Source organism: Marinococcus halophilus, from assembly GCF_900166605.1.
Classification (GTDB): domain Bacteria; phylum Bacillota; class Bacilli; order Bacillales; family Marinococcaceae; genus Marinococcus; species Marinococcus halophilus.
Genome location: NZ_FVZD01000006.1, coordinates 797,536 through 811,542 on the forward strand (window position 1 = coordinate 797,536; position 14,007 = coordinate 811,542).

At 47.8% G+C, this 14,007-nt stretch carries 11 protein-coding genes and 1 other annotated feature; all 11 genes read left to right on the top strand.

The features are described from left to right. Positions 1–245 precede the first annotated feature (245 nt). The 11 genes from ilvE (at position 246) to clpX (ending at position 13,816) form a co-directional block, all read left to right on the top strand. A complete protein-coding gene (gene ilvE / locus B5066_RS10120) occupies positions 246–1,151 on the top strand; it encodes a branched-chain-amino-acid transaminase (RefSeq protein WP_079475804.1) in 906 nt (301 codons plus the stop codon). Positions 1,152–1,188: 37 nt separating this feature from the next. Then, positions 1,189–1,441, top strand: a binding site (T-box leader). A 128-nt stretch (positions 1,442–1,569) separates the two neighbouring features. Then, positions 1,570–3,297 carry an acetolactate synthase large subunit gene (gene ilvB / locus B5066_RS10125; protein WP_079475805.1) on the top strand — a complete coding sequence of 576 codons (1,728 nt, stop codon included), beginning with the start codon at positions 1,570–1,572 and terminating at the stop codon, positions 3,295–3,297. Further along, a complete protein-coding gene (ilvN, locus tag B5066_RS10130) occupies positions 3,294–3,812 on the top strand; it encodes an acetolactate synthase small subunit (RefSeq protein WP_079475806.1) in 519 nt (172 codons plus the stop codon). Before ilvB ends, ilvN begins: the two co-directional genes overlap by 4 nt. A gap of 30 nt (positions 3,813–3,842) precedes the next feature. Next, positions 3,843–4,847 (top strand): ketol-acid reductoisomerase, encoded by a 1,005-nt coding sequence (ilvC, locus tag B5066_RS10135; protein ID WP_079475807.1) that lies wholly within the window; start codon positions 3,843–3,845, stop codon positions 4,845–4,847. Between the two features lie 4 nt (positions 4,848–4,851). Continuing rightward, positions 4,852–6,405, top strand: coding sequence for a 2-isopropylmalate synthase (locus tag B5066_RS10140; RefSeq protein WP_094908461.1), 1,554 nt, complete (start codon positions 4,852–4,854; stop codon positions 6,403–6,405). A 37-nt stretch (positions 6,406–6,442) separates the two neighbouring features. After that, entirely contained in the window at positions 6,443–7,531 is a 1,089-nt protein-coding gene (leuB, locus tag B5066_RS10145; protein ID WP_079475808.1) for a 3-isopropylmalate dehydrogenase, read from the top strand. Positions 7,532–7,548: 17 nt separating this feature from the next. Continuing rightward, positions 7,549–8,964, top strand: a complete 1,416-nt coding sequence (leuC, locus tag B5066_RS10150; RefSeq protein WP_079475809.1) for a 3-isopropylmalate dehydratase large subunit — start codon at positions 7,549–7,551, stop codon at positions 8,962–8,964. A 12-nt stretch (positions 8,965–8,976) separates the two neighbouring features. Further along, on the top strand, positions 8,977–9,567 hold the full coding sequence (gene leuD / locus B5066_RS10155; RefSeq protein WP_079475810.1) for a 3-isopropylmalate dehydratase small subunit: 591 nt from the start codon (positions 8,977–8,979) through the stop codon (positions 9,565–9,567). 143 nt (positions 9,568–9,710) lie between these two features. Then, positions 9,711–10,733 (top strand): tetratricopeptide repeat protein, encoded by a 1,023-nt coding sequence (locus B5066_RS10160; protein ID WP_079475811.1) that lies wholly within the window; start codon positions 9,711–9,713, stop codon positions 10,731–10,733. Between the two features lie 143 nt (positions 10,734–10,876). Beyond that, on the top strand, positions 10,877–12,214 hold the full coding sequence (tig, locus tag B5066_RS10165) for a trigger factor (RefSeq protein ID WP_079475812.1): 1,338 nt from the start codon (positions 10,877–10,879) through the stop codon (positions 12,212–12,214). Between the two features lie 327 nt (positions 12,215–12,541). Further along, complete coding sequence (gene clpX / locus B5066_RS10170; protein ID WP_079475813.1) at positions 12,542–13,816, top strand: ATP-dependent protease ATP-binding subunit ClpX; 1,275 nt, start codon at positions 12,542–12,544, stop codon at positions 13,814–13,816. Positions 13,817–14,007 lie beyond the last annotated feature (191 nt).

Below are 14,007 nucleotides of genomic sequence, written 5' to 3' on the forward strand. Positions count from 1 at the left end.
AGCGGAAAATATGGAAGATTATATTTCAGCATAGTGGACACTGGAACTTATATCTGATGCAGAAGTACAAATTATCTAAAAAGTTTATTTAAAATGGTTGACCACAAACTAGATTGGGCGTAATATATACGTCAAACGTTAAAAATGTAGTCAGAGAAAGAACATTTGCCTTTTGAGGGTGTACACATTACCCTGTTAAATTAGAAAGGCAGACGATAGATTGAAGGGACGCAGAGGTGATATCAGTGTCGGAACAATGGATATTTTTGGACGGAGAATTCGTCAAAAAGGAAGATGCCAAAATCTCCGTATATGATCATGGTTTTTTATACGGCGATGGCGTTTTCGAAGGCATTCGCGTATACAATGGCAATATTTACAAGCTGGATGAACACCTTTTGCGTTTATACCACTCTGCGAAATCGATCATGCTTGATATACCTCAATCTAAAGAAGAGATGACGGAAATCATCAGGCAGACACTGCAGAAAAATAAACTTGAAGATGCTTATATCCGGCTTGTCGTTTCAAGAGGCGTAGGAAACCTTGGCCTGGATCCTGCATCGTGTGCAAATCCTTCTATCATAGTTATCGCAGAGGAGCTTGCAATCTATCCAAAAGAATTTTATGAGCACGGCCTTGAAATTGTGACAGTGGCGACCCGGCGGAACCGGCCGGATGTGTTAAGTCCTAAGGTGAAATCATTAAATTATCTGAATAATATACTGGTGAAAATGGAAGCAAGCCTGGCCGGCGTCAGTGAGGCATTGATGCTGAACGATCAGGGGTATGTCGCGGAAGGGTCCGCAGATAATATCTTTATTATTAGAAATGGAGCGCTGATGACGCCGCCGGGATACATTGGAGCTTTAGAGGGAATCACCCGGCAGGCGATTCTGGAAATGGCTGCAGACATGGGATACGACGTGCGCGAAGAGGCCTTTACAAGACACGACGTCTATACCGCCGAGGAGGTCTTTCTGACCGGCACAGCTGCAGAAGTCATTGCCGTTGTGAAGGTAGACGGAAGAATAATTGGGGACGGGGAGCCGGGAGAAGAAACAAACCGTCTTCTGCGCGCTTTCAGACAGAAAGTAGTAGAGGACGGAGTAAAAGTTTATTCAGACAATTCCCGCATAGAGATTGGCTAATTGACTGAATAGATGTACAATATAATTAAATAGTATTGAGAAATCGACGACAGGGACCAGTAAATAATGTATTTTCCTTCACAGAGAGCTGCCGTGGCTGAAAGAGCAGCAGGAAATCGTATTGAACTCCCCCTTGAGAGCTTTCCTGAACCTGAGTAGGGAAAGCCGGATGCCGAGTGGGCCTCCGTTATGGCAAACCGAACCGGAAAAGCGGTTCTTAAGGCAATAAGTGCGAGCTTATTGTAAAAAAGGGTGGTACCGTGAAAAGCAGACGTCTTTTCGCCCCTTTAGAGCAGCAGCAGCTGTCTATTGGAGGTGAAAGGGCGTTTTTTATTATCCAGTAGTTCCCTTCTCGGAGGGCGTATATAGAGGCAGGCAGTGAGAAAGAAAAGATTTGAGTATAAAAGGAGGAGCGAGTATGAATACAAGAGTGAGAGAAGTAAAAGGGCGCGAACTGAAAGACGAAAACCAGGAAATGAGTGGCTCAAGCATGCTGATCCAGGCTTTGGCCAGGGAAAATGTAGACACTATTTTCGGCTATCCCGGCGGGGCTATTCTTCCCACTTACGACGAAATCTACCGTACCGGTATCCGTCATATCCTTTCGCGGCATGAGCAGGGGGCCATTCATGCAGCAGAGGGATATGCAAGAGTTTCAGGGAAGCCCGGTGTGTGTGTCGTAACGTCAGGACCAGGAGCTACAAACGTGGTCACCGGCATTGCTGACGCTATGATTGACTCTCTCCCTCTTGTGGTTGTGACCGGTCAGGTAGCTACCTCCGTGATTGGTACGGACGCTTTTCAGGAAGCAGATATCCTGGGTATTACGATGCCGATCACGAAGCATAATTTTCAGGCACGAACGGTAGAAGACCTGCCGAGAATTATCAGGGAAGCATTCCATATTGCTACCACAGGGCGTCCGGGACCGGTCGTAATTGACCTTCCTAAAGACGTATCCATTGCCTCTGGAATGTTTCATTACGATGATGAGCCGAACCTCCCTGGCTACCAGCCAACGTACACACCAAACAAACTTCAGATCCGCAAGCTTGCCGAGGCAGTAACGAAAGCCAAGCGTCCGGTAATTCTCTCCGGAGCGGGCATTCTGCATGCCGGTGCTTCCCCGGAACTGCTTGAATTCGTTGAACAGCAGCAGATTCCGGTTGCTTCAACGCTTCTTGGACTTGGCGGATTTCCAGGTACTCATGAACTGGCGCTTGGCATGGCCGGAATGCACGGAACGTATGCAGCCAATATGGCCCTCCACGAAGCTGACCTGCTTATCAATATTGGCGCCCGCTTTGACGACCGTGTCACCGGGAATCTGGAGCACTTCGCCCCGCAGGCGACAGTCGCCCACATTGACGTTGATCCGGCAGAGATCGGTAAAATCATTGAAACGCATATCCCGGTAGTGGGGGATGCCAAAGAAGCCCTTCGCCTTTTGAATGAAGTAAACCCACAGCCTGGCGAAAGCGTGCGCTGGAGAATGAAAGTGGACGAATGGCAGCAGGAATTCCCGCTCTGGTACAAGGAAGGCTCTGAGTATATTAAACCGCAGAAGCTTACAGAGTTAGTGTATGAGAAAACTAATGGCGAAGCGATTATCACGACGGACGTTGGCCAGCACCAAATGTGGGCTGCCCAGTATTATAAATTCGACCATCCGAACGCCTGGGTGACAAGCGGAGGACTCGGAACAATGGGATTCGGGTTTCCAGCTGCAATCGGTGCCCAGTTTGCTGAGCCGGACCGTCAGGTGGTAGCTATTCTTGGAGATGCCGGCTTTCAAATGACAATGCAGGAGCTATCGATTCTGCAGGAGCTGAATCTGCCGGTGAAGGTGCTTTTGGTCAATAATGCCTCCCTTGGTATGGTCCGCCAGTGGCAGCAGCTCTTTTATGAAGAGCGGTATTCGAACTCCCTGTTCCCGATCCAGCCGGATTTCGTGAAAATGGCGGAAGCGTACGATATTAAAGGGTACAAAATCACTGACGAAAATGAAGTAGCAGGAGTGCTTGAAGAAGCATTTAATTATAATGGCCCGGTGGTTATCGACTGCAGAGTACACGAAGAAGAAAATGTGTATCCGATGATCGCTCCCGGGCAGGGGCATCATCAAATGGAAGGAGTGAAACCATGAGGCGGACCATTACAGCGACAGTAAACAATACAACAGGAGTAATGAACCGCATTACGGGCCTGTTTGCCCGCCGTCATTTTAATATTGAAAGCATCACGGTTGGGATGACGGAAAACCCGGAGGTGTCGAGAATGACATTCGTGGTGAACGTGAGTGACCAACGGGGGCTCGACCAGGTCATCAAGCAGCTGAACAAACAGGTGGACGTACTAAAAGTCCGTGATATTACCGATGAAGCGATTGTAGCCAGAGAACTCGCGATGATTAAAGTCATGACAGGTTCCGGCCAGCGTGGAGAAATATCGGATTTAATTGCCCCGTTCCGTGCCACAGTCATCGATGTCGGCAGAGAAAGCGTCACGATTCAGGTAACTGGGGACACACCGAAAGTAGAGGCGCTCATCGATCTCTTAAGGCCGTACGGCATTAAAGAAATGGCCCGCACGGGTGTAACGGCTTTCCAAAGAGCTACGAAAAAAAGCAATGATCAAACCAGGTATTCCATTATTAATTAATGAGTATTCATAAAAGGAGAGGTTCTAGCAATGGCAAAGGTATTTTATAACAACGATGTAAATGAGGCAGCACTTCAGGAGAAAACAGTAGCAATCGTAGGTTATGGCTCTCAGGGCCACGCCCACGCCCAAAACCTTCGCGAAAGCGGCGTTCACGTTATCATTGGACTCCGCAGAGGAAAGTCATGGGACAAGGCGTCGGAGGATGGATTTGAAGTATATTCTGTAAAAGAAGCGTCAGCAAAAGCAGACGTTATCATGATCCTCCTTCCGGATGAGTATCAGCCGACGATCTACACAGAAGAAATCAAGCCGGAGCTTAAAGCTGGAAAAGCGATTGCGTTTGCGCACGGTTTCAATATTCATTTCAGCCAGATTGTGCCGCCGGAAGATGTGGACGTATTCATGGTAGCACCTAAAGGGCCGGGACATATTGTGCGCCGGACATTCGAACAGGGAGCCGGTGTGCCTGCCCTGTATGCTGTGTATCAGGATGCAAGTGGAAATGCCATGAACTCTGCACTTGCTTATGCAAAACAAATTGGCGCCGGTCGTGCCGGTATTTTAGAAACGTCTTTCCAGGAAGAAACAGAAACCGATCTCTTCGGGGAACAGGCTGTTCTTTGCGGCGGAACGTCCGCGCTTGTTAAAGCCGGGTTCGAAACGCTTGTTGAAGCCGGATATCAACCGGAAATTGCCTATTTTGAGTGCCTGCACGAGCTGAAGCTGATCGTTGATTTGATGTATGAAGGCGGTCTTGAAGGTATGCGCTATTCCATTTCAGACACCGCCCAGTGGGGAGATTTCCAGGCTGGACCGCGCATTGTAACAGAAGATACCAAACAGGCCATGAAAGGCATTCTGACTGATATTCAAACCGGCCGTTTTGCTAAAGGATGGATTGCAGAAAACCAGGCGAACCGTCCAGAATTCAACGCTACCAACGCCCGGGAAAGAAATCACCTCGTTGAGCAGGTAGGCCGTGAACTCCGCGAAATGATGCCGTTTGTTAACCCAAATTCTAAGGGAGTGTAATGCTGTGAAAAACATTAACGTTTTCGATACGACGCTTCGAGATGGAGAGCAGACGCCGGGCGTCAACCTGAACTTTGAAGAAAAGCTTCAAATTGCGAAACAGCTCGAACGTCTGGGTGTTGATATTATTGAAGCGGGATTTCCAGCTGCTTCTAAAGGCGACCTCCGTTCTGTAAAGGAAATCGCGGATACTGTCAAAAACAGTTCAGTAACCGGCTTGTCCCGGGCGCTTACTTCTGATATCGATGCCTGCTGGGAAGCGTTAAAAGGAGGGGCGGAGCCAAGAATTCACGTGTTTTTGGCTACTTCCCCCATCCATCGTGAGCACAAGCTTCATATGACACAGGCACAGGTAATTGAGACAGCGGTTAACGCGGTACGCTATGCAAAAGAACGTTTTGCCAAAGTCCAGTTTTCTGCAGAGGATGCCTGCCGGACAGAGCTGCCATTCCTGGCAGAAGTCGTCGAAGCAGTTATCGATGCCGGCGCCGACGTAGTGAACCTGCCGGACACAGTCGGCTTTATTATGCCGGAGGAAATCCGCAGTATGTTCCGCTATATTAAGAATGAGGTACCGAACGCCGATAAAGCTGTACTGTCAGCGCATTGCCATGACGATCTCGGCATGGCGACCGCTAACTCGCTGGCTGCTGTAGAAGGCGGCGCCGAGCAGGTGGAATGTACCATCAACGCGGTTGGAGAACGTGCTGGCAATGCTTCGTTGGAAGAAATTGCAGTTGCTCTGCATATCCGGAATGATTTTTATGGCAAATCGACCAATATTACGCTAAACGAAATTAAACGGACGAGCAGCCTTGTCAGTTCCCTGATGGGTATGCAGGTTCCAAACAACAAAGCCGTCGTCGGCGACAATGCTTTTGCCCATGAATCCGGTATTCATCAGGACGGCGTATTGAAAGAAACGTCAACGTATGAAATTATTACGCCGGAGCTTGTCGGTGTAGAAGCGAACCGGATGGTACTCGGCAAACTTTCCGGCCGGCACGCCTTTAAAGAAAAAATTATTTCTCTTGGTTACAATGCCACCGAAGAAGAGATCAATAAAGTCTTTAAATCATTTAAAGAACTGGCAGATAAGAAAAAAGAGATTACGGATGAAGATATTTTTGCTTTAATGGCCGATGAGAAAGCCGGCGATGCGGTAAAATACTATACTCTTGAAACTCTGCAGGTCACGTATGGAACCGCCAATATACCAACTGCTACGGTTACGGTATTGGATCAGGCAGGAGAGCGCCTCGAGCATGCAGGTACTGGCTCGGGAAGTGTGGAAGCTCTTTACAACACGCTTGAAAAAATTGTTGGTGAAGGATTTACACTTCAGGATTATCGTATCCAGTCCACCACCGGTGGCCGCGATGCGTTAGCAGAAGTATTTGTGCGCCTGGCATTTGAAGAAACAGAATCAAGTGGACGCGGAACAGATAACGATGTGCTTGAAGCTTCTGCAAAAGCGTATATTAACGCGGTGAATCGTGTAATGAACCAGCGGCGTGCAGAAAACCAGCCGAAAGTAGCAAATATATCCACGCCATAAAATAATTACTGAAGCAGCGGACAAGGGAGAGATCGAAATGGAAAAGAAGATTGCGATCCTGCCCGGTGACGGTATCGGACGGGAAGTAACAGAGGCTGCAGCTCAGGTGCTGAAGCAGGTTGAAACATCGTTTAACCATTCATTTACGTTTGAGTATGCAGATATCGGCGGAGGTGCGGTGGACAAGTACGATGACCCGCTTCCTGCTCATACGCTTGATATTTGTAAAAAAAGCGATGCCATTCTGCTCGGGGCAGTAGGAGGCCCGGCGTGGGACCACCTTCCGGGAGAAAAACGTCCGGAAAAGGGGCTGCTCCGCATCCGTAAAGAATTAAGACTGTTTGCCAATCTGCGCCCGGTCCGCAGTTTCAAAAGTTTGCTGCACAGTTCGCCTCTGCGTGAAGAAGTTATTGATGGAGTCGACGTGATGATTGTCCGGGAACTAACCGGAGGTCTCTATTTTGGTGAGCCGAGAGAACGCCGGACCATCGATGGGGAAGAAGCAGCGGTGGACACATTGGTATATAAAAAATCAGAGATTCAAAGAATCGTTCAGCAGGCTTTTGAAATTGCCCGTTTACGCACGCAAAAAGTAATATCAGTTGATAAAGCGAACGTTCTTGAATCAAGCCGCCTGTGGAGGGAAACAGCCGAAGAAACAGCCAGAGACTACCCGGACGTGGAGCTTGAGCATATGCTTGTAGATAACGCTGCCATGCAAATTATGTATGATCCCAAAAAGCTGGATGTCATCGTAACGGAAAACATGTTTGGAGATATTTTAAGCGATGAAGCGTCCATGCTGACAGGGTCACTCGGCATGCTGCCGTCTGCGAGCATAGGCAGTGAAAAGCCAGCTTTATATGAACCGGTCCACGGGTCGGCACCTGATATCGCCGGAAAGAAAATAGCCAATCCTCTGGCCACGATCGCTTCAAGTGCCATGATGCTGAAATATTCATTCGGCCTTCAGAGAGAGTCAGATGTCGTAGAAGAAGCTATTGAACAGGTACTTTTAGAGGGGCTTCTTCCAGCAGACCTAAGCAGGGGTGAAACCTCTGCTGCCTCGACCGACGAAATCACAAAAGCTGTATGCCGTCATATTGAGAGGCTGGCATTAAAATAATAAAAGGAGGAAGTTCCATGAAGCCTAGAACTATCATTGATAAGATCTGGAATGAGCATGCAGTTCGTGCCGAAGCCGGTAAGCCGAATTTAATGTATGTTGACCTTCACATGGTCCACGAAGTCACGTCCCCGCAGGCCTTTGAAGGACTCCGGCTGAGCGGACGCCCGGTAAGGCGGCCGGATCTGACCTTTGCGACGATGGATCATAATGTGCCGACGTTGAACCGGGAGTCTATTACAGACGCCATTTCGAAAAAGCAGATTGATACTCTTTTTGATAACTGTAAAGAGTTTGGCGTGGAACTTGCTGATATTCACAGCCCAAATAACGGTATCGTGCATATTATCGGTCCAGAGCTCGGACTGACCCAGCCAGGGAAAACGATAGTTTGCGGTGACAGTCACACGTCTACTCACGGTGCTTTTGGAGCTCTTGCTTTTGGAATTGGTACAAGTGAAGTGGAGCATGTGCTTGCCACGCAGACGTTGTGGCAGTCTCCTCCGAAAACGATGGAGGTCCATGTGGATGGAAGACTGGGCACCGGGGTAACAGCCAAGGATATTATTTTGTCGATCATTGCAAAATTCGGCGTTGATTTCGGCAGCGGTTATGTACTGGAATATACAGGCGAGGCAATCCGTGGACTGACAATGGAAGAGCGGATGACGATATGCAACATGTCTATCGAAGCCGGCGCGCGTGCCGGTCTGATCAGCCCGGACCAGGTGACGTTTGATTACTTGAAAGGCCGCCGATTTGTACCGGAAGGTGCAGCGTTTGATGAAAAAGTGAACCAGTGGCGCCAGCTTGCTACAGACGAAGGAGCCGAATACGATGAACGCGTGGTGATCGCCGGAGACGAAATTGAGCCAATGGTAACATGGGGGACCAATCCATCTCAGGGTGTAGGTATCCATGGCACCGTTCCGTATCCGGAAGACGGCAGAAATGCCACTGAAAAAAAAGTGATTAAAACATCGCTGGATTACATGGCACTGGAGCCCGGGACGAAAATTACAGATATCCATGTGCAGCATGTGTTTCTTGGTTCCTGTACCAATGCACGGATCGGAGACCTTCGTGAAGCTGCTAAAATTATCCGCGGCAACAAAGTAGCTGAGGGCATCCGGGCAATGGTGGTGCCGGGCTCCCAGCAGGTAAAGCTGCAGGCGGAAGAGGAAGGACTCGACCAGGTGTTCAAGGAAGCTGGATTTGAATGGAGAGACTCGGGGTGCAGCATGTGCCTCGGTATGAACCCTGATTTCGTGCCGGAGGGAGAGCGGTGTGCCTCCACCTCCAACAGGAACTTTGAAGGCAGGCAGGGAAAAGGAGCAAGGACACATCTGGTCAGTCCGGCTATGGCAGCAGGGGCTGCTATTTATGGACACTTCGTAGATGTGCGCAATTTAGATAAAACAGTTTCGTCATAAGGAGGGACCGGGATGGAAGCACTCACGGTGCATGAAGGAAATACGGCTGTACTGGAAAGGGCTAATGTGGACACAGACCAGATTATTCCGAAGCAGTTCTTAAAGCGCGTGGAGCGTACTGGGTTCGGTCAATTCTTATTTTTCGATTGGCGTTTCAAGTCAGACGGGGAAGAAGACCCTTCTTTTGAACTGAACTATCCATCGGCAGTCAATGCTTCGATTTTGATTGCTGATCACAATTTTGGTTCAGGCTCGTCGAGGGAACACGCCCCGTGGGCCCTTCAGGACTATGGGTTTCGGGTTATTATCGCACCCAGCTATTCAGATATTTTTTACAACAACTGTGTTAAAAACGGCATACTGCCGGTAAGACTACCCGAAAATCAGGTTTATGAACTGATGCAGAACGGGAAGAATAAAGAGTACCACTTAACAGTAGATTTACAAAAACAGCAGATCTCTGATAAAAATGAAGGTTTTCAGGCGACATTTGAAATAGATCCTTACTGGAAAGAGATGCTGTTAAACGGATGGGATGAAATTAGTATTACGCTTCAATATGAAGAAGACATCGAAGCGTATGAAAAACGGGTCAAAGTTTAGCGGGATAGGCGGCCCATAGCGGCCGTCTTCTTTTGTGCATTAAGATTTGCTGCATAGCTTTATACATAATATACAATTTGACCTGCCCGCCCGAAAATGTATGATCTACTGGCATAGCGGATTTGCACAGAAGGAGGCTTCAGATGGGTAAAATGCCGAAGCAGAAGGTTGTTTCTTTCCCCGGAACAGCCAGCCAATTGGTTAAGCAGGGACTTGAACAACTGAAAGCGGGGGAAAAAGAACAGGCAGTACATGTGTTTCGCCATGCACTGATGCATGACAGTGTTAACCCGGATGCTTCCTATGGTCTTCTGTTGGCGTATGCTGAAGCAGGGCAACTGCAGAAGGCAGCCGCATGGGGGGAAGAGCTGCTGCAAGACAGGACCAGTGATTTTCTCGAAATCCTGCAAGTATATGTGCCGGTCCTGGCCCAACTGGGCAGGTACGACCAGGTAGTTGAAACGCTGGACGAAGTACAGGAGACAAAAAGCATCCCTAGCCATCTTCGGGAGCAGTTCGAGGAGTTGTATACCCTGGCTGGCGGAATGATGCAGACGGAAGTTGATACAGAACAATATAATAATCCAATACTGGAGGACCGTTCTTCGCTGCCGGTGGAATGGGAAATGATACTTCAAATGGGCACGGAGGAGCAGAAACTGAATGTGTTAAACGTGCTTCGAAAAGAAGGGCCGGAAACATGGATGTCTGCGATAAGGGAGCTGCTTGCCCGCCCGGAGACCTCTCCTTTAATGAAGAGTTTCCTTCTGCTGCTCTTAAAGGACTGGCAGGTCGAGGAGACTATATGGGTGGAGAAGCTGGGAAGGAAAGGGGAATTTGCCCCCTCGACGCTGCCGGCTTTGGAAGAAAGCAGTTCATATAAGGAGTCCTCGTTTCTGCTGGACAGCTCGCTCAGCGACAAAGACCCGGTTCTTCTGCAGCATGCAAAAGAGCTGCTGCAGCAGCTGCTGTTGTACTACTATCCTTTCCCGCCTTCAGTCCAGATTGAAGTGCTGGCAGCAGTTCTGCACTTCGAGACGCTCCGGCAGTTTGAGCCGCTCCCGGACGAACAGGGTATCAGGGATTTTTACGGGGTGGCTGAACCAGGATTTAAGTCGATGCAGCAGGAATATGAAAGGATTCAGGGGTTCATTCAGGAAATTTGAAACACCCCATTTGAGAGTATTGTTTAATCCCTTGTGGGAGTAAGTTTAGCGGAAAATGATTCATTCATTGAAATGGTTTAGTGTTATGTTATAATAGGGTAGTTGTTTACACGGTAGAACCTAGTTATTTGGAGGGAATTTGAATGAATGCCAGTTGGGAAAAGAAAGAAGGAAACCAGGGAGTCTTAACCGTAGACGTAGAGTCGGAACGGTTTGATAAAGCTCTGGATCAAGCATTTAATAAAGTGAAAAACGATGTATCTATTCCAGGATTCCGTAAAGGAAAAGTACCGCGGAAGCTTTTTGAAAGCCGTTTTGGAGTAGAGTCTTTATATCAGGACGCATTGGATATCCTGCTTCCGGATGTTTATGCCGAAGCAGTGGATGAAGCGGGAATTGAACCAGTTGACCGGCCGGAAATTGATGTGGAAGAAGTGGAAAAGGGCAAAGACCTGAAATTCACAGCAACAGTTACCGTGAAGCCGGAAGTAGAGCTCGGCGAAATTAAAGGGCTTGAAGTAGAAGAGTTCGATACCTCTGTATCAGATGAAGAAGTGAATGAAGAGCTTGAAAATCTTCAAAGCAAATATGCAGATCTTGCCGTGGTCGAAGAAGGCGAAGTTCAGGACGGGGATACTGCTGTACTTGATTTCGAAGGCTTCGTAGACGGAGAAGCTTTTGAAGGCGGCAGTGCGGAAAATCATTCGCTTGAAATCGGCTCCGATTCCTTCATTCCAGGATTTGAAGAGCAGGTTGTAGGCATGCAGCCGGGTACAGAAAAAGACATTACGGTTACCTTTCCGGAGGAATACCATGCTGAAAACCTTGCCGGGCAAGAAGCTGTCTTCCATGTCAAACTTCATGAAATCAAGCGTAAAGAGCTTCCAGAGCTCGACGATGAATTCGCGAAGGACGTAGAAGAGCACGAAGCAGAAACACTCGACGAACTTAAAGAAGCAGTGCGCCATCAGCTCGAACATGATCGTGAGCATGAAAAAGAGCATCACGAGCGTGACACAGTAGTTGAACAAGCAGCGGAGAAAGCTTCAGCAGAAATTCCGCAGGCAATGATCAACACAGAATCCGACCGTATGCTTCAGGAATTCAGCCAGCGTCTCCAGTCCCAGGGAATGACTCTTGAAATGTATCAGCAGGTTACTGGTACGGACGAAGAAGGCATGAAAGAGCAGTTCCAGCCGGAAGCTGAAAAACGTGTCCGCATGAATCTGACACTCGAAGCTGTAGCCGAGCAGGAAAACCTCGAAGCAAGTGAAGAAGACGTGGAAAACGAACTTCAAAAAATGGCTGACATGTACCAGCGTGATAAAGAAGAAATCCGCAGCCTCATCGAAATGCAGGGCGGCGTGGATATGCTGAAACAGGATCTTCGTCTGCAGCGTGCGATTGATTACCTTGTAGAGCACAGCAAAACTGTACCGAAGAAGGAAAAACCAGAAGCTGAAGAAGCCGAAAGCGAATAAGGCATAAATGCTGTAAAAATCCTGAGGGTGAAGTGTGCCTTCAGGATTTTTCCGCCTAAAACGCTTAAAACCCAATTGTTTTGCCCTGCGCAGGGCGGAGGGTATTGTTTCGATTTCCATAGGAAAGTATGATACAATTCAACTCAAGCGCAATAATTGTGTTATTTAAAAATCTCCTATATAGTAAACGAAGAATTAATATTTGTTTGTAGATAGAACAGAGAATATGCCGCGCTGAGAAGAATAGCTGGAAGGCTCAATCAGACGGTTTGATTGTATACATTACGCTGTTTCAAGCGTTTCATATTTAGGTGAGGGGTGAACCAGTTGATTAAATTCAATGAAGAAAAAGGTCAGTTGAAATGTTCCTTCTGTGGAAAAACTCAGGATCAGGTTCGTAAACTGGTCGCCGGGCCCGGGGTATACATTTGTGATGAATGTATCGAACTGTGCACGGAGATCGTGGAAGAAGAATTAGGTTCAGAAGAAGAAGTGGAATTCGAAGAAATTCCGAAGCCGTACGAAATTAATGAGACACTTGATGATTATGTTATCGGCCAGGAAAGAGCGAAAAAATCACTTTCTGTAGCGGTCTATAATCACTACAAACGTGTAAATTCGACTAAGAAAACCGACGATGTGGAGTTGGCCAAAAGTAATATAGCGCTTCTAGGCCCGACCGGTAGCGGGAAAACGTTATTAGCCCAGACGCTGGCCCGTATTCTGAACGTCCCGTTTGCGATCGCGGATGCGACTTCTTTAACAGAAGCAGGGTACGTAGGCGAAGACGTGGAAAATATTCTGCTGAAGTTGATCCAGGCAGCTGATTACGATACAGAAAAAGCTGAAAAAGGGATTATTTATATTGATGAAATCGATAAAGTAGCCCGTAAATCAGAAAACCCGTCTATTACTCGTGATGTGTCCGGGGAAGGGGTGCAGCAGGCCCTCCTGAAAATTCTGGAAGGAACAACAGCAAGTGTTCCACCGCAAGGCGGCAGAAAGCATCCTCATCAGGAATTCATCCAGATCGATACAAGCAACGTGCTTTTCATCTGCGGCGGTGCATTTGATGGTATCGAGCAGATTGTAAAAGAACGTCTCGGCCGTAAAATTATCGGTTTCGGAGCGGAATCTGAAAATGCAGAGATGGGCCACGATGAATACATGAGCCGGATTCTGCCGGAAGACCTGCTCCGTTATGGCCTGATTCCTGAATTTATCGGCCGTATCCCGGTTATTTCCAGCTTGTCGCAATTGGACGAGGAAGCATTGATTGAAATTCTTACGCAGCCGAAAAACGCGCTCGTTAAGCAGTATCAGAAGCTGCTGGAAATGGACGAAGTGGAGCTTGAATTCACTGAAGACGCGCTACGTGCGATTGCCCGCAAAGCAATTGAGCGTAAAACCGGGGCTCGGGGACTTCGTTCTATTATCGAAGGCATCATGCTTGATGTCATGTATGATCTGCCTTCCAAAGAAGAAATTGTTTCCTGCACTATTACAGCAGAAAGCGTAGATAGTGATGGATCACCTCTTCTAAAAACAAAAGACGGCAAAGAAGTGACATTAAAACAGTACAAACCGAAAGAAAGTGCATAAACGGTTTTTCGCCTGAATGAAAAGGGACCTTATACAGAAACCCCCGCATCCGTATGGTGCGGGGGTTCTGATTATTTATACATAGTATTTATACGCCACTTCCTGTCAATGAGTAATGTTTCATAGACAGTAAATTTATAAATAGGATAAAATAAATAGTATACCTTTAGAACGTAACAACTGTATTATTG